The sequence below is a fragment of the Lysobacter sp. Soil_N_51 genome, from assembly GCF_057655755.1.
Genome location: NZ_JBDGLR010000004.1, coordinates 13,988 through 31,448, shown reverse-complemented (window position 1 = coordinate 31,448; position 17,461 = coordinate 13,988). Strand labels below are relative to the sequence as shown.

The following is a 17,461-nucleotide window of genomic DNA, read 5'->3' as shown; positions in this document are numbered from 1 at the left end:
CCACCGCACGAATCCCATTCCCGAATTCCGAATCCCGGCTCCAATGGACCAACTCCTCGTTACCCGCATCGTCGAAGCTTCCCTGCTCGCGGCCACCCAGCCGCTGACGCTGGCGCAATTGCATGCGCTGTTCCCCGAGGACCAGCCGGCCCCGGCCGACAGCGTCGAGACCGCGCTGCAGATCCTGCGCGAAGGCTGCGCCGATCGCGGGGTGGAACTGGTCGAACTGGCCTCGGGCTTCCGCTTCCAGGTCCAGGCCGACGTGCATCCGTGGGTCGCGCGCCTGTGGACCGAGCGCCAGACCCGCTACACCCGCGCCACCCTGGAAACCCTGGCGCTGATCGCCTACCGCCAGCCGATCACCCGCGGCGAGATCGAACAGGTCCGCGGCGTGGCGGTCAGCAGCAACATCATCAAGGCGCTGGAGGAACGCGAGTGGATCCGCGTGGTCGGTCACCGCGACGTGCCCGGCAAGCCGGCGCTGTTCGGTACCACCAAGACCTTCCTGGATTACTTCGGCCTCAAGCGCCTGGACGAACTGCCCCCGCTGTCGGAGCTCAAGGACATCGGCGAGCTCGAGCCGCAACTGCAGTTCGGCGGCGAAGCGATCGCCGCCGGCGGCATCGGCAACGGCGAGGACGCGGGCAACAGCGAACAGGCGAACGCCGAGGGCGAATCGCAGGACGGCGAAATCGCCGCCGCGGCCAACGACGAAGCGCCCGGCCAGGCCGATGATGACTCGCCCGAATCCGGGCAGGACGAGGCGGACGCGCAGGCCGGCGCCGCCGCAGCGGATGACGCACAAGCCAACGAAGCAACCGCCAACGAAACGTCCGATGCGCCCGGCGCCGACGATTCGAGCGACACCGCCGCCGATCCCAACACCGATGAAACCGCCGCGGACGAATCCGCCGGCGACGAGCCCCACCCCGAATCCCACGACGCCGACGAGCACGAGCCCGCCGACGCCGAAGATGCCAACGAACACACCGTCCTGTCGGACGACCCCGAAGCCGCGCCGGGCAAGCGCGCGGCGGACGCGAACGATCACGAGCAAGACCAACACGCCGTCGAGACGACGACCGTTCCGGAACTTGAGGCTGAGTCCGAAGACGACCAGCCGGAGCAACAGAAATGACTGACGAAAAACCCCGCAAGCTTTCATTGAAGCGCAGCGGTGACAGCGCGGCCCCCGAAGCGCCGCGCCTGGAAGAACGCCTGCACAAGGTCCTCGCGCAAGCGGGCCTGGGCTCGCGCCGCGCGCTCGAACAGCGCATCGCCGACGGCCTGGTCAAGGTCAACGGCGAGACCGCGCAGGTCGGCATGAGCATCAAGGGCGGCGACAAGATCGAACTCGACGGCCGCAGCTTCGTCGCCAGCGCGCTGACCGAACCCTCGCGCGTGCTGATGTACAACAAGCCCGAAGGCGAAGTCACCACCCGCGAAGACCCCGAAGGCCGGCCGACCATTTTCGATTCGCTGCCCGCGCTCAAGGGCGCGCGCTGGATCGCGATCGGCCGCCTCGACATCAACACCACCGGCCTGCTGCTGCTGACCACCGACGGTGAATTGGCCAATGCGCTGATGCATCCCTCGTTCGAGGTCGAGCGCGAATACGTCTGCCGCGTGCGCGCACCCGAAGGCCAGGAGACCGTGCCCGACAACCTGGTCGACCGCCTCGCCCGCGGCGTCTCGCTGGAGGACGGCCCGGCCAAGTTCGACGAAATCGAACGCATCGGCGGCAGCGACTCGCACGACTGGTTCCGGGTCGTGGTCAAGGAAGGCCGCAACCGCGAAGTCCGCCGTCTGTGGGAATCGCAGGGCTGCCAGGTCAGCCGGCTCAAGCGCATCCGCTACGGCACCGTGGCGTTGCCGCGCGAACTGCTGCGCGGCCACTCGCAAGAACTGGTCAACGACAAGGTCGACGCGCTGCGCGCGACCCTCGGCCTGGAAGACGGCACCCCGTCGGCGCTGACCCTGCAGCCGGTGATCGGCCAGCGCAAGGCGGCCAAGTCGACCGTGCATCTGTCCGGCAACGAGCGTTCGGCCGGCTATGTCGGCGGCCACAACACCGCCGACGAAGGCCGCGAACTGCGCCGCTTCGACCATGTGCGCGAAGACCGCAACGGCCGTGGCCGCGGCGGTCCGCGCAAGCCCGGCGGCCTGACCGTCAGCGGCGAAGCCGCGGCGCGCCAGTCGCAGAAGCCGTTCAAGCAGCGCAAGGACAAGGGCGCCAACTCGCTCCCCGACGGCAACCCGGCGGCGTTCCGCACCTGGTACGTGCCCGAAGGCGTCGAGACCGGCCCGAGCGGTCATCGCAATCCCGATGGTCGCGGCAAGAAGCCCTATGCCGGCAAGCCCGGCGGCGGCGCCGGTCGCGGCCCGGCCGGTGCCGGCGCGGGTGCCGGTCGCGGTCGTCCGCAAGGCGGCGGCTTCGGCGGCGATCGCAACGGCAACACCACCGGTGGCGGCAATGGCCCCTACGGCGAGCGTCGCAGCGGCGGTGGTCAGGGACAAGGCCAGGGTCAGGGTCAGCGCAGCTCGCGCCCCTACGGTCACCCCGGCAACGCGCCGAGCTTCCCGTCCGACCACGCCAACCCGGGCTTCACGCCGTATGGCAGCGAACGGCCCGCGCGCAACAACAACGGCCCGCGTCCGGCCGGCGGCAAACCGGGCGGTCGTCCCGGCGGCCCGGGCGGTCCGCGTCCGGCCGGCAATGCGCGTCCCGGCGGCAACCGTCCGCCGGGCGGCGCCCCGCGTCCGGGCGGTCCGCGCGGTGGCGGCCGTCCCGGTGGCGGTCGCGGTCCGCGCGGCTGAGGTCGCAGGCTGATGCGGCGCTGACGAATTCGCCGGCGATCGCAACGACTTGAAACAAAGGGCGCTTCGGCGCCCTTTGTTTTGGGCGTGGCGCTCAAGCCGCCTGGCTGCGTGCCTGCGCCGTGGTTGAAGTGACGCGGTCGCGGCTTGCGCCGCTCCTACAGATGGCTCATGCGGCTTTTGGATGTCGGTGCGGTATTCGGCGCAGCCGCTGTAGGAGCGGCGCAAGCCGCGACCGCGCCACTCCGGCATCGACGCAACCCGCATCGCAACCGCATTCCATGATTGCGACGCATGCCTTCGCGCACCCTATCGGCAAACCGACTGTCCGCATTCGGTAAAGCTCGCGCCCTACCCTGCAAACGCCTGCGCCACCTCACGCTTAACCGCAATCCCGCACGCGGCATGGCAGTGTTTCACCATCACCGCTTGTAGCCGGCGAAGCCGCAACCAGCTTCGCATTGTCTTTCCGATGGCATAGCGAATCCCCTCATGAATCTGCCCGCTTCCGCCCCGATCGAGTCGCTCGCCACACTCGAACCGCCCGTCCCCAGCCTGTTGCGCGACCGCGTCGACGATGCCATCGACCGCGCCATCGCCGAGCGGCGGCTGGTCGGCACGGTCGTGCTGATCGCCCGCGACGGCGTACCGGTCTACCACCGCGCGGCCGGACTGGCCGATCGCGAATCCGACCGGCTGATGCGCGAGGATGCGATCTTTCTGCTGTCCTCGGTCACCAAGCCCTTCATCGCCGCCGCGGCGATGAAACTGGCCGAACAAGGCCGCATCGACCTCGACGCGCCGGTGACCCAGTGGCTGCCGCAGTTCCGCCCGCGCCTAGCCGACGGCACAACACCGGCGATCAGTCTGCGCCAGCTGCTGAGCCACACTTCGGGCCTGAGCTATCGCTTCGGCGAAGCGCCCGGCGGCGATTACGACACTCTGGATATTTCCGACGGCTTCGATCAGCCCGGGCTGGGCATCGAGGAAAACCTGCGCCGCATTGGCGAGGCGCAGTTGCGCTTTCCGCCGGGCCAGGGCTTCAAGTATTCGATCGGGCTCGACGTGCTCGGCGAGGCGATGGCGCGCGCGACCGGCACGCCGCTGCCGAAACTGATCGAGGAACTGATCGCCGCGCCGCTGTCGTTGCGCGACACCGGCTTCCATATCGCCGATCACCGCCGCACCGCCACGCCGTACACCGACGGCGTCGCCGCCGACGGTTCGCGCCGGCCGGCGCGCATGCTCGACGGCGCCGTCCTGTCCTTACCCGGCAGGCTGTTGCGCTATGCGCCGAGCCGCCTGGAGAACCCCGCGTCGTATCCGTCCGGCGGCGCCGGCATGGCCGGTACCGCCGGCGACGTGCTGACCCTGCTCGAAGCCTTGCGCCAGGGCGGCGGCGCGATCCTGCAACCCGAATCGGTCGCGGTGATGATGGGCGAGCAAGTGCCGGCGCCGATCGAAGGCCTGGACCCGGGTTGGGGCTATGGCTACGGCTGGGCGGTGTTGAACGACCCGCGCGCCACCAACACGCCGCAGTCGCCGGGCACCATCGCCTGGGGCGGCGTGTACGGCCACTCGTGGTTCGTCGACCCGCAGCGCCGGCTGAGCGTGGTCGCCCTGACCAATACCGCCGTCGAAGGCATGCAGGGCGAATTCACGATCGACCTGCGCAATGCGGTGTATGCGGGCCTTGACGCGGATTGACCCGATCCCGTTGCGCCGCTCCTTGTAGGAGCGGCGTAAGCCGCGACCGCGAATCCACACCGGCGTCGTTGCTTCGTCGCATGCGACGTTGTTGCTGATACGTCGTCATGTCGTCGCAGGCGACATTGGCGTGAGTTCGCGGTCGCGGCTTGCGCCGCTCCTACAGTCGGTCCGTCCGGCAGCGATTACATCCCTAACTCACTCAGGCCCGGATGGTCGTCCGGCCGGCGTCCCTGCGGCCAATGGAAGCAACGTTCGCTCTCGGCGATCGGCCGGTCGTTGATGCTCGCCAGACGCAGCCGCATCAGCCCGTCGTCGCCGAACTCCCAGTTCTCGTTGCCGTAACTGCGATACCACTGCCCCGAATCGTCGCGCCATTCGTAGGCGAAACGCACCGCGATGCGCCGGCCTTCGAACGCCCATAACTCCTTGATCAGCCGGTACTCGAGCTCGCGATTCCACTTGCGCCGCAAAAACGCCACCGCCGCGTCGCGGCCTTCGACGAATTCGGCGCGGTTGCGCCAGCGCGTGTCCAGCGAATAGGCCAGACCGACCCGTTCGGGATCGCGCGAATTCCAGCCGTCTTCGGCCAGGCGGACTTTCTGGATCGCGCTGTCGCGCGTGAACGGCGGCAACGGGGGACGGGTTTCCATGGTCGGCTCCTTAGGCATGTAGACAGATCGGTCTACATAACGCTAATCAATGTGGACAGATTTGTCTACTTCGGATGGAAAAGGTGGATGAAGCGGTCTACGATCGCGCCATGAGCCGAAAACATCCCGCCGCCGCTCGTCTCGCCGACGCGCCATCCGCGCGCGAGCGCATCCTGCAGACCGCGCACGATCTGTTCTACCTGGACGGCATTCGCGCGACCGGCATCGACCGGGTGATCGCCGAATCCGGCGTGACCAAGGTGACCTTGTACCGGCATTACCCGAGCAAGAACGACCTGATCCTGGCGTTCCTGGACTATCGCCATCAACGCTGGATGACCTGGTTCGACGGCGCCCTGCACCGCTTCGGCGACGACGCGTCAGCGCTGCTGCCGGCGATGGCCGAATGGTTCGCCCACCCGCAGTACCGTGGCTGCGCTTTCATCAACACCGTCGCCGAACTGGGCCCGGTGCTGCCCGAAGCGGTGCAGCGCGCGCGCGAACACAAACGGCAGATGCAGGCCCGCATCGCCGAATTGCTGCCCGCGACCGAGGATCGCGACGCACGCGCGCAGGCGCTGGCGGTCGCGGTGGACGGCGCGATCGTGCGCGCGGCCTGCGATGCGACGCCGGATGCGGCGTTGGCTTCGTTGGGGATGGCGATCGATGCGTTTGCGCAGAGCAATGATCGTATTCCAGCATGAATCGTGATCTGCACCAGAGCGAAACCAAGCGACGCAAACCATTGCCCACTTTGAAAAAGGGGGCAGGCGCCCAGCGCATGTCCATTTCGAAGTATTAATCGGAGCGCGGGGATTCCCTTCTGCTTGCGGCAAAAAGCAAATCCCCCCTTCCCCCCTTTTCCAAAGGGGGGGAACAGCAAAAGCGTATTCGCATCAACCGTGAATACGCGACCGCCACACACTTCACACAGCCCCCATACGCCCTTCGTACTGCGCTCCCACACTGCGCCGCAACCCCCACGACAAGGTGCGCGCATGAATTCCGATACCGGCCGTTACGATTGCGACTTGATCGTCGTCGGCGCCAGCTTCGCCGGCGCCGCGTGCGCATTGGCCGCGGCGCGCGCGGGGCTGCGCGTGGCGGTGTTAGAGCGCAAGCGCGATCCCGGCGACAAGCTGCGCACCACCGGCATCGTGGTCAAGGAAGCCGCCGAGCAGACCTGGCTGAGCCGCGCCCCGGCCGGCTGCGTGCATCGGGTCGAACGCGTGCGTCTGTATTCGCCGAATCTGCGCAGCATGGCGCTAAGCGCGCCGGGTTATTACTTCCTCACCACCGACACCCCGCGGCTGATGCGCTGGCTGGCGCAGGAACTGGTCCGCCACGGCGTCGATCTACGCCTGGGCGCCTCGTTCACTCAGGCCGAACGCGACGGCGAGGGTTGGCGAGTCGAAGGCGTCGGTCGTTGCCGCTTCCTGGTCGGCGCCGACGGCGCCAAGTCGCGCGTCGCTGAGCGCGCCGGGCTGGGCCGCACGCGCGAATTCCTTTACGGCATCGAGTACGAATTTCCCGGCCTGTCGCTGCCCGAGTCCGGCGCCCTGCACTGCTTCGTCAGCAAGCGCTATGCGCCCGGTTACATCGGCTGGATCGCGCAGAACCCCACCGGCGTGCAGGCGGGACTGGCGCTGCGCCACGACCCCGAGCACGCACGGGTGCCCGATATCGACGGCTTCCTCGCCCGCGTCGGCGCCGCGGTCGGGCTGGACCCGGAACTGCGTCCGAGCGCGACCCGTGCCGGCCTGATCCCCTGCGGCGGTCCGGTGTTTCCGCTCGCGCGCGACGGGGTGATGCTGACCGGCGACGCCGCCGGCATCGTCTCGCCGGTCACCGCCGGCGGCATCCACTCGGCCTGGGCGCACGGCGAAACCCTGGGCCAGGCGATCGCGCTGCACGCGCTCGGCCACGGGCCGGCGCCGGAAATCGTCGCCCGCGACACCGCGCCGCGTTTCCGTCGCAAGCGCGCCTTGCGCTGGGCCTTCGACCGTTTCCAGTTCGACTGGCCGTTCGACCTGCTGCTGCATTCCGCGCCGCTGCGCTGGGCCGCCGAGCAGGTGTATTTCCACAAGCGCGGTTCGCGCGAAGGCGACGAGCCGGCGCGCGCGCCGCGCTCGTCGGAGACGTACTGAGGCAAGTGTCGCGACCTTGAGGGCTATGAGGTCGCGGGTCGAGCTGCCAAGTCCGCGGCCTCGATTCGCAGGGGCCGGAACAAATCCAGCCCCGCTCCTTCACGGGCAAGAACCGCAATCCGAACTTGGCGGCGATGCGTCGTTTTGGCGGTGGCCCGCGCGCGCGGCTCGGGGACGGCGTACATTCGGCGGATGAAGACACTCATCGCGCCCGTTGCTCTCGTCCTGTCCGCCTGGCTGTTCGCAGGCCTGTCCATCGCTCAGGCCGAACCGGCCAATGGCCTGAGCCTGCAACCCGACTCGCGCAATCGCGACGTGGTCGCGATCGTCGGCTCGCAGCGCAAGCCCTTGCTGCTGTGGAAGGTCGCCTCGATCAAGGGACCGATCCAGGGCCAGACCCTGATCGCCGACTCCGGCCCGGGCAAGGAACGCTACCTCCTGCTCTCGGTCGATTCGCGCAGCGGCACCGGCCCGGCCGACGGCCCCTGCGGCAAGGGCGTGGAAACCGATCTGATCTGGCTGGCGTTGAACGACAAGCTGGAAGTTCGCAAGAACGACACCTACCGGATCGCCTCCTGCCTGGAACCGCTGGAAGGTTTGAAGCGCGAAGACCAGCCCGACGGCTCGGTGCGCGCCACCCTGGTGCGTCCGGCGCATGGCGGCGAACCCAGTCGCACCGTCACCGTGCGTTACGACGCCAGCGATGCGGCGCAGGGGCTGCAGGTTCACGACCGGGTCAATTGATCGCGGTGCCGGGTGCCGACTGTAGGAGCGCCGCAAGTTGCGACCGCGACATCGCGCTGACGACGTATCTGCGATTCCGCGGTCGCGACTTGCGGCGCTCCTACAGCGAGTTCAGCTAAGCAATGCGATCCGTGGGCGCAAGCGCAAGGTTGCGATCACCGCGCAATTACGCGGCCCGGGAGCGATGAGGCGTCTCGCGAACTGAGCGAAGAGCGTCGGGGCTAAAGCCCCTCCCACAAAAGACCTCTCGGCTCGTTCGCGTGTGAGCCGACAGATCGCTCACGCCAGCTCGAACCGATCCCCATCCAGCATCGCCGGGAAACGCTCGCGGTGCGCGGCCAGTTCGGCGGCCTGCAAGGTGGTGGTGACCACGACTTCTTCGTCGGTGCATTCGCTCACCGCGTGGCCGAGGAAATCGATCACCGCGCTGTCGCCGGCATAGTGCAAACCGTTGCCGTCGTCGCCAACGCGGTTGAGGCCGGCGACGTAGCACAGGTTTTCGATCGCGCGCGCGCGCAGCAGGGTCTTCCACGGGTAGGCGCGCGCCGACGGCCAATTGGCCACGTACAGCAGCAGATCGAAATCCAGCGCGCCGGGGCGCTCGACATCGAAACGGTTGCGCGAAAACACCGGGAAGCGCAGGTCGTAGCAGACCATCGGGCAGATCCGCCAGCCCTTCCACTCGACGGTCAGGCGCTCGCGGCCGGCGGCATAGCGTTCGTGTTCCTTGGCGTAGCGGAACAGGTGACGCTTGTCGTAGGTCTGCAGCCCGCCGTCGGGCGTGGCGAACAGCAGCCGGTTGAACACGCCCTCGTCGGTGCGCAGTTGCACGCTGCCGGTCACCGCGGCGCCGAGCCGGGCGGCCTGCTCGCGGATCCAGGCCACGGTCGGCCCATCCATGGTTTCGGCGTTGCCGATGGCGTCGTTGCTGAAACCGCTTGTGAAGGTTTCCGGCAGCAGCACCAGGTCGGTGATGCCGCGCAGCGAAGCGAGCAGATGACCGTAATACTCGCGATTGCCGGCCGGGTCGTGCCAGCGGGTCGCGCCCTGGACTAAGGAGATACGCAGATCTTTCATGGCGGGTCGGCCTGACGTACGTGCAGTCCGCATTATGCCGCGCGGCCAGCGCGATGGATCAGGTCGCGCGTCCAAAAAGCGCGCGTCGAGGGCCTGTGCTCGGAACCCCTCGTCATGACGCCGCCGACGATTCGGGTCGGGATTGGGTTTTGAGTTGCCCATAAACCAAAACGCCGCCGCGATGAGCCATCGCGGCGGCGTATGGAGTCAGACAATCGCGCCGATCAGACCTTCAGGTCCAGCATCGGCACCGTCACCTTCGGCAACAGGCGCTGGGTGAACATCTTGTCCTGGTAGTACTTGATCTTGTCGCACTTGACCGGATGCGGAATGCCTTCGTACAGGAACACTTCGGTGTCGAAGCCCATCGCCTTGAGTTCCTGCGGCAGCATCAGCGCGCGGCGTTCTTCCGATTCGCTGCGCGAGATGTCCTTGCCGCGGGTGATGTTCTCCTTGCGCACGGTGGTGTAGCCGAGCATGTCGGAGTAGTCGTTGGCGTCCTGCTGTTCGCGCGGCGCGTAGATGATCTGCAGCGCGTGATTGGTGATGATGGTGCGCGAGATGTCCTTGCCGTAGGTCGCGTCGAGCTGCGACATGCTCTGGATGATCGGCAGCAGGCGGATGTTGTAACCGGCCATGTACGACACCGCCGAGGCGATGATGTCGACCTTGCCGATGGAGGTGAATTCGTCCATCAGCAACAGGCACTGGAACTTCAGCTCGGGGTTGTTCTGCGGCAGTTCGCGGGTGTTGAGGTTGATGATCTGGCTGAAGAACAGGTTGATGATCAGGCGGCTTTCGGCCAGCTTGTTGGGCTGGATGCCGACATAAATCGTCATCTTCTTCTTGCGCAGGTCGGTCAGCAGGAAATCGTCGGTCGCGGTGGCCGCGTCCAGCACCGGATTGATCCAGGGGTTCAGCGGTTCCTTGAACGTGCCCAGGATCGAGGCGAAGGTTTCATCGGCCTGCGACAGCATGTTGGCGAACGCCGAGCGCGCGTTGGAGCTGAGGAACGGACGCTCCGACAGGCCCTTGAGGAAGGGCTTGAGCTCGCTCTTGCCGTCGCCCGAGGACAGGCGGTAGACCGCGCCCAGGGTCGGGATCGTGCCGAACGGGAAGCCGACCTTGTTGGCGTCGTCGTAGGCTTCGAACAGGTACAGGGTGAAGGCCATGAAGGCGTTGCGCGCCTGGCTGACCCAGAATTTCTGGTCGTCCGAGCCGTCCGGATACAGCATCGCGGCGATGCTCATCAGGTCCGACACGCGGAACGCCGGATCGGCCGAGACGTAGGTCAGCGGGTTCCAGCGATGGGTGCGGCGGTCTTCGGCGAAGGGATTGAACAGGAAGATCTCCTGGCCCTGCTGCGAACGCCAGCCGCTGGTCAGGTCGAAGTTTTCCTGCTTGATGTCCAGCACCACCATCGAGCCCTGGTAGTTGAGCAGGTTCGGGATCACGATGCCGACGCCCTTGCCCGAGCGGGTCGGCGCGGCGAGGATCACGAACTGCTGGCCGCTGAGCTGGACCAGCTGGCCGTTGTACTTGCCGACCACGATGCTGGTCGGGGTCGACTTGAACATGTCCTTCTTGCTCAGGTCGCCGCCGTTGGCGAAGCGGGCGTCGCCGTGGATCGACTTCTTGGCCGGCTTGAACATCAGGAACAACAGGCCCAGGTAAGCCGCCACCAGCAGGCCGTAGCCGATGAAGCCGCCGGCCTTGATCTTGCCGGCATAGGGCTTGTACTGGGGAACGTCGAGCACCTTGAGGTAGTCGAGGTAGGTGTTCCACTTCAACGCCGCGGTGTCGATCTTCATCAACATCAACGTCAGGTATCCCGACAGATACGTCCCCGCGACAGCCACCGCCACCAGCGCCACCAGGGCGAAAATCGCTTTCCCTTTCACGTTTGTTTCCTGCTTGTGTCCCCGAACCCGCTGTCGGTCAGCGTCGCTTCCGGCCTGCCCGGAGCCCGGAAGACTCCGCCGGGCGCGATGGCGCCATCATATCCGGGCCGGCGCCGCCGCTGGCGATCATTTCTCTGACAATCCAGTCGTCGAGCCAGATCTGGGCGTCGCTGAGGGTCAGTTCCTGGCGCATTTTGACCCCCGACGACGACATCACCGCATAGGCATAGATGTCGTTGGGATCAAAGGACGCCTCGTCGGTCAGGGCCACGATCTGGTAGCGGCCCTTGGTCAATACGTGGTGCTGGTACTCGTTCATTGCAGCCTCCTGGGCCGCGCGCCGGGGTGCGGGCGCGCGGCGGGTGTCAGTCCTTGTCCTTGAACAGGCTGCGCGCCGGCGCGGATTGCTCGCGTTCGTTGCGCTCGCCCTGCTGTTGCGCCTGGGTCCCGCCCTGGCGCTGTTCCTGTTCGCGCTGGCGCTCGAGCAGGTCCTGCTCGCGATTGAGCTGGGCGAACTGCTCGCTGCTGCGCTGCATCGACTGGTTCGCCGCCTGATTGGCGTCGACGTAACTCATGCGCCGGCTCGGCGAATCGGGGTCGCCCTCGACCGCGAACGCGCGCGCGCCGTCCTTGCTGAAGACGACGTGGTCGACGCCGTGATTGCCGCGCGCGGCTTCCAGCGCCAGCGCGGCGGCGAGGTTGTCGCGTTCGCCGCTGCTGTAGTGACGCGCCATGTCCTGCTTGTCCAGGCACACGCGCGTGTTCGAAAACAGATCGTGCTGCGGATGGCTGGGGCTGCTGAGCAGATTGCGCTGCTCGCCGCGGCGCATATCGTCCAGGGTCTGACTGGTGGCCCCGGTGCCGATGCCCAGTTGTTGATCGGGTGGATTGGCGTTCATCGCTGCGACCCTCCGCTGGTTTCGTGGGCGACGCCGGCCGCGTGTCCGCCACGCCTGCCGGTCTCACCGACCTGTATATACCCGATTACCCGGTGCCTCATTACCCGCCGGCCGCGGTCGAAGCGACGACAAAGCGGCAGCGGCAGGCTCGATCTCCCTAGCGATCGAGCCTGCCGTGCCCACCCCGCCCTTGCGGGAGGAGCAGCGACTTCCCTGTCCAGGGCTCCACAGCGACTTTCAAGCCGTCCATGGCCTGCGAAGCCCCCCAAGCCGAACCGGACGACCGCCTCCACCGATGGTTGCGGGCGCCGGCTCGGACCAGCTGTCGAAGCGTCGGCGCCCCACGCGCCGCCGCCCGTTGAATTAGTGCCGCGACGCATCCGTGCGCCGCTTTCCTTGCCGTCCGGTTCGATCTCGCGATCGCGCCGGTTCCTGCAACGCCGACCAGGTTCGCCGGCCGCGGCATCGGTCGCCGCGCTGGTCGATCCTGCTGTTGATCGAGCAACGACGCGTACCGCGTCGCTGCCCGTTGAATTAGTGCCGCGACGCATCCGTGCGCCGCTTTCCTTGCCGTCCGGTCCGATCTCGCGATCAAGCCGGTTCCTGCAACACCGACCAGGTTCGCCGGCCGCGGCATCCGTCGCCGCGCCGGTCGATCCTGCTGTCGCTCGGGCAACGACGCGTACCGCGTCGCTGCCCGTTGAATAGTTGCTGCGACGCATCCGTGCGCCGCTTTCCTTGCCGTCCGATCCGATCTCGCGATCGGGTCGGTTCCAAATCGAACTCGCTACGTACTTCCACATCGGGCGTCACGGTGAAGCCGACCGCGCCGAGGCCTCCAGAATCTGTCGCCGCGACGCATCCGTGCGCCGCTCTCCTTGCCGTCCTGCCCGATCCTGCGATCGCGCCGGTTCCAAACTCAGATCGAATCCATCAAATCAAACTCATCTTCGGCGACGCCTGCTGCTGCGCCTGCTGTTGTTCCTGCTGCTGTTGCTGCGCCTGCGCCAGCTTCGGCGCGTCCTGCTGCAGTTTCTGCGAGGACTGCTCGATCGACTGATTCATCGCCTGATCCTTGTCGGCGAACACGCGCTGATGCGCCGGATCGTTGAGACCGCCCTGGACCGCGAACAGGCCGCTGCCGTTGACGCTCGGCACGACGTGATCGATGCGGTTCATGCCGCTCATGCGCGCTTCGTAGGTCAAAGTGCCGGCGGCGCGCTCGAGCTGGGCGTGATCGCGGAACCCGGCCTGCGGCCCGAGCTTCTCCAGGCCGTTGACCGCCTGCTTGTATAGGGCGTGATCGGGATGGCTCGGGCTCGACAGCAACTTGCCCTGATCGTCCTGACGCGGGGCCGCGTGCTTCATCGCTTCCAGGGTCTTCGGACCGGCCACGCCGTCGTCCTTGAGCCCGTGTTCGCGCTGGAACGCCTGTACCGCCTGACGCGTGCGCTCGCCGAAATCGCCGTCGGCGCTCAGCGCCTTGCCCTCGCCGTCGCGATAACCGAGCCGATTCAAACCTTCCTGCAAGGCGCGCACGTCCTGGCCGCGCTCGCCGGCGTGCATGACGCCGTCGTTGGGCTTGTGCTGCTCGGTGCCGGCCTGGTTCGCGCTACGCGCACCGGTGGTCTGGCGCTGATTCCAGAACTCTTCCGGATTGAGGTTGCGCCCTTGCGGATCCTTCAGCTGGTAATGCACGTGCTGGGCGTACTGCGCCTCGCCGTTCGGACCGCGCCCGCCCATCGTGCCGATCACCGCGCCGGCCTCGATGCGCTGGCCTTCGACCACCGACTGGCTCTGCGTGTGCAGCAATTGGTGACGGTTGCCTTCGGCATCGCGGATCGAAATCGTGCCGTAACGGCCACCGACGAATTCGACCGTGCCGGCGATCGGCGAATGGATCGAGGGATGCTCAAGATTGATCCCGGCCTGGCCGCCGACGTAATTGAAATCCGAACCGCCGTGCGGACCGCTCGCGCGATGCTCGCCGTAGTGGCCGGTGATGTGCGACGAACGCCCCTGCTGCGGCGGCAGAATCACGTTCATGATGTCCTGATACGACATATCGGTGTCCCCTCAGCTCAGAGCGAATCGTCGCGCTTGCGGTACAGCGTCCAGCACTCGCCCTTGCGGAAGAAGAACGACAGCTGGTAATCGGTGTCGGGCTTGGCCAGCATTACCTGCTTGTCGCCGTTCAATTCGGTCTGGCTTAGGACCAGACCGTCGTTCTTCTGGGTCTGGCTGCTCGGCATGACCGGGAAGGTCAGCGCATCGCCGTCGAGCATCGCGGTCACCTGCTTGGGCTCGGGATCGGCGTTGGGATCCACGCTTTCGCTCTGCAGCGGCCGCTGGGTATGCGCCTTCTGCACTTCGACATCGTCGGCGAAGGCTTTCAGGAAAACCTCGAAGTCCTGCGACGGGCAGGCGATCGCAGCGGCGGCTTTCGCCGGTGTCGCGGCCGGCGTAGTGGCCGCGGGCGCGGCGGCCGGCGCCGTCGGCGGCCCTTTGGATGCGACTTCGCACCCGGCCAGCGCCAGCGCGGCGAGCAAGGAGGACAACAACAGCCACTGATTGCGCTTCATCGATTTGAGCTTCCGTCGGATCATGAGTGGTTCGCCTTACCGGCCCAGGTCGGCCTTGAGCTGCGCTTGAAAATCGATGCGCTGATCGGGCGTGTCGAGCAGGAAATACTGCCCCGCCACGATCAGCTGATCGTCGCTCCAGCGCAGATGCTGCGCGCCTTCGGCGACCACCGCCGAGTACGCGCCCTGCACTCCCGGCACCTCCACATCGCCGCCGCCGCGCACCGCGCCGTTGCCGGCATCGAGCTTGACCACCCGCAACAAGGTCTGCGACAGCGACTGCTGCGGCTGGGTGTCCGATTGCAGCAGCACGTACAAGGCATCGTCCAGGTGCAGGCAATGGGTCGCGCGGCTTTGGTAAGTGTCTTTCGGCAATTCCAGTGTGCGCGTCCACACCGGCTTGCCCGAGGTCTGTTCGATGTAGACCACCGGCTTCTGATTCATGCCGTCCTCGTCCACCGCCGCGCCGACCACGCACTGCCTGCCGTCGCCGATCGATTCGCTTGCGTACGAGGAAAAACCCGCCGGAATGACCGTTTCGGTGGCCGCTCCGCTCGCGCTCGCCGTCGGCGCGGCCGCGGCGGCCGGCGTCGACACCGCGGGCGCGACGTCGCCATGGGTCGACGATTCGCAGGCGGCCAGCGCCAACGAAACGCCACACATGAAGATCATGGACATGCGGTGGTGCTTATTCATCGGAACAATTCATCACGGCAACGAATCCAGGCCATCGAGCATTAATAACCAAACAACATAAAACCTTTGCGACGCAGGTTGCGGAACGATCCCGATCTGCGGCGATGTCGGGATGACGCGCCCGCCGGATTGCCCGGCGGACGCGCCATCCCCAACCCGCGCCCGCGCGCCGGTTTCGACGCGCGGGACTTGACTCATGCCGCGATCAGACCAGCACCGGCTTGGCCGGCTGACGCTGTTCGGCGTCCTGCGCCGGAGCGGCCTGCGGCTTCTGCGCCGGCACGTCCTGCGCCAGCTGATGGGTCGAACGCTCCACCGGCTGGCTCACCGCGGTGGCCTTGTCGACCAGCGCGCGCTTGCTGGCCGGATCGCCCAGTTCGCCCTGCACCGCGAAATAGCCGGTGCCGCTGGCGTTCGGGACGACGTGGTTGATCTTGTCCAGACCGCCCAGTCGCGCTTCATAGGTGATGCCGGCCGCGGCGCGCTGACGCTCTTCGGCGTTCTTCAGGCCGCTGTTGGCGCCGAGCTTTTCCAGACCCTTCAACGCGTCTTCGTACATGCCGTGATCGGGGTGCCTGGCATCCGACAGCAGCGGCGACTTGTGCGCGTTCTTGAGCGCTTCCAGGGTCTTCGGACCGGCTTCGCCGTCGACGGTGAGGCCGTGCGCCTTCTGGAACGAACGCACCGATTCCTCGGTGTGCTTGCCGAAATCGCCGTCGGGCTTGAGCGCATTGCCCTGCGCGTCGCGGTAGCCGAGCTTGTTCAACGACTCCTGCAACTCGCGCACCGCGGTGCCCTTCTCGTTGCGCTCAAGCACGCCGTCGGCATTCGCCGCGGCGGTGCGGGCCGGCGCCGGGTCCTTCTTGGCTTCGGTCTTAGCCGCCGGATCCTGGCTCTGGGTCTGCTGATTGTCCTTGAGCAGCGAGCGCGCTTCGGCCAGCGGATCGGTAGCGTACAGCTTGACGCCGTTGGCCTGCTTGCGGCTGAGGTAGGTGTCCAGCGAGGACAACTCCACGCCTTCGCCGCCGCGCGACTGGCTGATCATCAGCTCGTTGCTCTTGGGATCGCGCACCACCATGGTGATGTGGTCGATGCCCTTGAAACGGCCCTTGTCCCAGCTCTTCGGACCGTTGTCCTCGCCGATGATCATGCCTTCCTTGAGCGCCTCGCGGGTGACCTCCTTGCCCTCGAGCATCATGCCCGAACGCTGCTGCGCCTTGTCGACGATCATCGCCGCGCCGTCGTTGCCGAGATTGAACTTGTCTTCCTTGCCGAAGACTTCGCGGCCGGCCTTCTTGTTGATCTCGTTCATGGTCGCGTTCTGCATCGTCGCGACCCAGCCCGAGCAATCCACATAGCCCTGGTCGGGATGCTTGCCGTCGACGCCCGGGTACTTGCCGCTCATCGCGTACTTGACGTTGTCGTACTTGACGCTGAGGTCGTGCGCGGCGGTCAGCGAGATGCCGGCGCCGGTCTGGGCCTGCGTCTGAGCCGGAGCAGTCTGCGTTTGCGACGGCGCGGTCTGAGTTTGAGTCTGGGTCGGCGCGGTCTGGGTCGGCTGACGGTTGTCGGTGATCGGCGCGATGCCCTTTTCCGGAATCGCCACGCGGTCGAACTTGGTGTCCCAGTACTGGGTGAACGTCGTGGCCATGTCGCGATCGGACATGCGCGAGAACTCGGAGTACTTATGCCCGGTCACGCGCTCGAAATCGCGCGAGCTGACGTTGTTGAGGATGTTCGAACGGGTGTCGTCGCGCGAGAAGCTTCCGGTCGCGATCGCCGACTGGATCGAGCGATAGCCCGCGCCGCCCTGCTGATGCGCCATGTACATGTCCAGGCCATCGGGTTCGGGCTTGCCCGACAGGTAAGGACGGCCGTCGCGCTCGTGGCGGTTGACCAGGGTGTTGCGATTGTCCAGGTACAGGCGCGCGGCGGCGTCGGTGTTGGCGACCGCATCGAGCTCGCGGCCGCGGATGCCGTAGGCGTCGGCGGTCGACGGCACGAACTGGAACAGGCCCTTGGCGCCGGCCGCGCCGCGCGAAGCCTGTTCGTTGAAGCTGCCGCCGGTTTCGATGTAGGCGAAGCGCATGAAGTCGTCGCGCGGGATGTTCCGCTCGGCCGCTTCGCGTTCGATGATGCCCAGGACTTCAGTGCGGGAATAGTCGCGTGCCATGTCTCAATCTCCTTATGAGTGCCGCTATGTCTTTGTGGGCCGCCGTGATCGGATCGGCCCGCCGG

Annotated in this window: 16 protein-coding genes; 7 read left to right on the top strand and 9 right to left on the bottom strand. The window is 66.7% G+C overall.

Features of this window, described 5'->3' with window-relative positions; all coding sequences use genetic code 11:
• Nucleotides 1-43: 43 nt before the first annotated feature.
• The 3 genes from scpB to AC3A4T_RS07995 all read left to right on the top strand — a co-directional run bounded on the left by scpB (nucleotide 44) and on the right by AC3A4T_RS07995 (nucleotide 4,524).
• Entirely contained in the window at nucleotides 44-1,138 is a 1,095-nt protein-coding gene (gene scpB, locus AC3A4T_RS08005; RefSeq protein ID WP_487674896.1) for an SMC-Scp complex subunit ScpB, read from the top strand.
• On the top strand, nucleotides 1,135-2,817 hold the full coding sequence (locus tag AC3A4T_RS08000) for a pseudouridine synthase (RefSeq protein WP_487674895.1): 1,683 nt from the start codon (nucleotides 1,135-1,137) through the stop codon (nucleotides 2,815-2,817). Before scpB ends, AC3A4T_RS08000 begins: the two co-directional genes overlap by 4 nt.
• A 492-nt stretch (nucleotides 2,818-3,309) precedes the next feature.
• Entirely contained in the window at nucleotides 3,310-4,524 is a 1,215-nt protein-coding gene (locus AC3A4T_RS07995) for a serine hydrolase domain-containing protein (RefSeq protein ID WP_487674894.1), read from the top strand.
• A gap of 185 nt (nucleotides 4,525-4,709) precedes the next feature.
• Here the strand turns inward: AC3A4T_RS07995 and AC3A4T_RS07990 are convergent, their stop codons facing one another.
• The gene (locus tag AC3A4T_RS07990; protein ID WP_487674893.1) at nucleotides 4,710-5,177 is read right to left on the bottom strand and encodes a nuclear transport factor 2 family protein; all 468 of its coding nucleotides are present in this window, start codon (nucleotides 5,175-5,177) and stop codon (nucleotides 4,710-4,712) included.
• 110 nt (nucleotides 5,178-5,287) lie between these two features.
• Here AC3A4T_RS07990 and AC3A4T_RS07985 point away from each other — a divergent pair, with 110 nt between their 5' ends.
• The 3 genes from AC3A4T_RS07985 to AC3A4T_RS07975 all read left to right on the top strand — a co-directional run bounded on the left by AC3A4T_RS07985 (nucleotide 5,288) and on the right by AC3A4T_RS07975 (nucleotide 8,068).
• Complete coding sequence (locus tag AC3A4T_RS07985; RefSeq protein ID WP_487674892.1) at nucleotides 5,288-5,881, top strand: TetR/AcrR family transcriptional regulator; 594 nt, start codon at nucleotides 5,288-5,290, stop codon at nucleotides 5,879-5,881.
• Nucleotides 5,882-6,175: 294 nt separating this feature from the next.
• A complete protein-coding gene (locus AC3A4T_RS07980) occupies nucleotides 6,176-7,324 on the top strand; it encodes an NAD(P)/FAD-dependent oxidoreductase (protein ID WP_487674891.1) in 1,149 nt (382 codons plus the stop codon).
• A gap of 192 nt (nucleotides 7,325-7,516) precedes the next feature.
• The gene (locus AC3A4T_RS07975; RefSeq protein WP_487674890.1) at nucleotides 7,517-8,068 is read left to right on the top strand and encodes a hypothetical protein; all 552 of its coding nucleotides are present in this window, start codon (nucleotides 7,517-7,519) and stop codon (nucleotides 8,066-8,068) included.
• Between the two features lie 279 nt (nucleotides 8,069-8,347).
• Here AC3A4T_RS07975 and AC3A4T_RS07970 read toward each other — a convergent pair whose 3' ends face one another.
• The 7 genes from AC3A4T_RS07970 to AC3A4T_RS07940 all read right to left on the bottom strand — a co-directional run bounded on the left by AC3A4T_RS07970 (nucleotide 8,348) and on the right by AC3A4T_RS07940 (nucleotide 14,971).
• Complete coding sequence (locus AC3A4T_RS07970; protein WP_487674889.1) at nucleotides 8,348-9,145, bottom strand: amidohydrolase; 798 nt, start codon at nucleotides 9,143-9,145, stop codon at nucleotides 8,348-8,350.
• Nucleotides 9,146-9,369: 224 nt separating this feature from the next.
• Complete coding sequence (locus tag AC3A4T_RS07965) at nucleotides 9,370-11,046, bottom strand: type IV secretory system conjugative DNA transfer family protein (protein WP_056113708.1); 1,677 nt, start codon at nucleotides 11,044-11,046, stop codon at nucleotides 9,370-9,372.
• 37 nt (nucleotides 11,047-11,083) lie between these two features.
• Nucleotides 11,084-11,365, bottom strand: a complete 282-nt coding sequence (locus AC3A4T_RS07960) for a hypothetical protein (protein ID WP_487674888.1) — start codon at nucleotides 11,363-11,365, stop codon at nucleotides 11,084-11,086.
• A 46-nt stretch (nucleotides 11,366-11,411) separates the two neighbouring features.
• Nucleotides 11,412-11,945 carry an XVIPCD domain-containing protein gene (locus AC3A4T_RS07955; protein WP_487674887.1) on the bottom strand — a complete coding sequence of 178 codons (534 nt, stop codon included), beginning with the start codon at nucleotides 11,943-11,945 and terminating at the stop codon, nucleotides 11,412-11,414.
• 933 nt (nucleotides 11,946-12,878) lie between these two features.
• Nucleotides 12,879-13,991, bottom strand: coding sequence for an XVIPCD domain-containing protein (locus AC3A4T_RS07950; RefSeq protein WP_487674886.1), 1,113 nt, complete (start codon nucleotides 13,989-13,991; stop codon nucleotides 12,879-12,881).
• A 35-nt stretch (nucleotides 13,992-14,026) separates the two neighbouring features.
• Nucleotides 14,027-14,527, bottom strand: a complete 501-nt coding sequence (locus AC3A4T_RS07945) for a hypothetical protein (protein WP_487674885.1) — start codon at nucleotides 14,525-14,527, stop codon at nucleotides 14,027-14,029.
• A 36-nt stretch (nucleotides 14,528-14,563) separates the two neighbouring features.
• On the bottom strand, nucleotides 14,564-14,971 hold the full coding sequence (locus AC3A4T_RS07940) for a hypothetical protein (RefSeq protein ID WP_487674884.1): 408 nt from the start codon (nucleotides 14,969-14,971) through the stop codon (nucleotides 14,564-14,566).
• Here AC3A4T_RS07940 and AC3A4T_RS07935 point away from each other — a divergent pair.
• Entirely contained in the window at nucleotides 14,970-15,284 is a 315-nt protein-coding gene (locus AC3A4T_RS07935; RefSeq protein ID WP_487674883.1) for a hypothetical protein, read from the top strand. The genes AC3A4T_RS07940 and AC3A4T_RS07935 overlap by 2 nt on opposite strands.
• Before the next feature lie 144 nt (nucleotides 15,285-15,428).
• On the opposite strand, the gene AC3A4T_RS07930 is transcribed toward AC3A4T_RS07935, so the two are convergent.
• Nucleotides 15,429-17,396 carry an XVIPCD domain-containing protein gene (locus tag AC3A4T_RS07930; protein WP_487674882.1) on the bottom strand — a complete coding sequence of 656 codons (1,968 nt, stop codon included), beginning with the start codon at nucleotides 17,394-17,396 and terminating at the stop codon, nucleotides 15,429-15,431.
• Nucleotides 17,397-17,461: the final 65 nt, after the last annotated feature.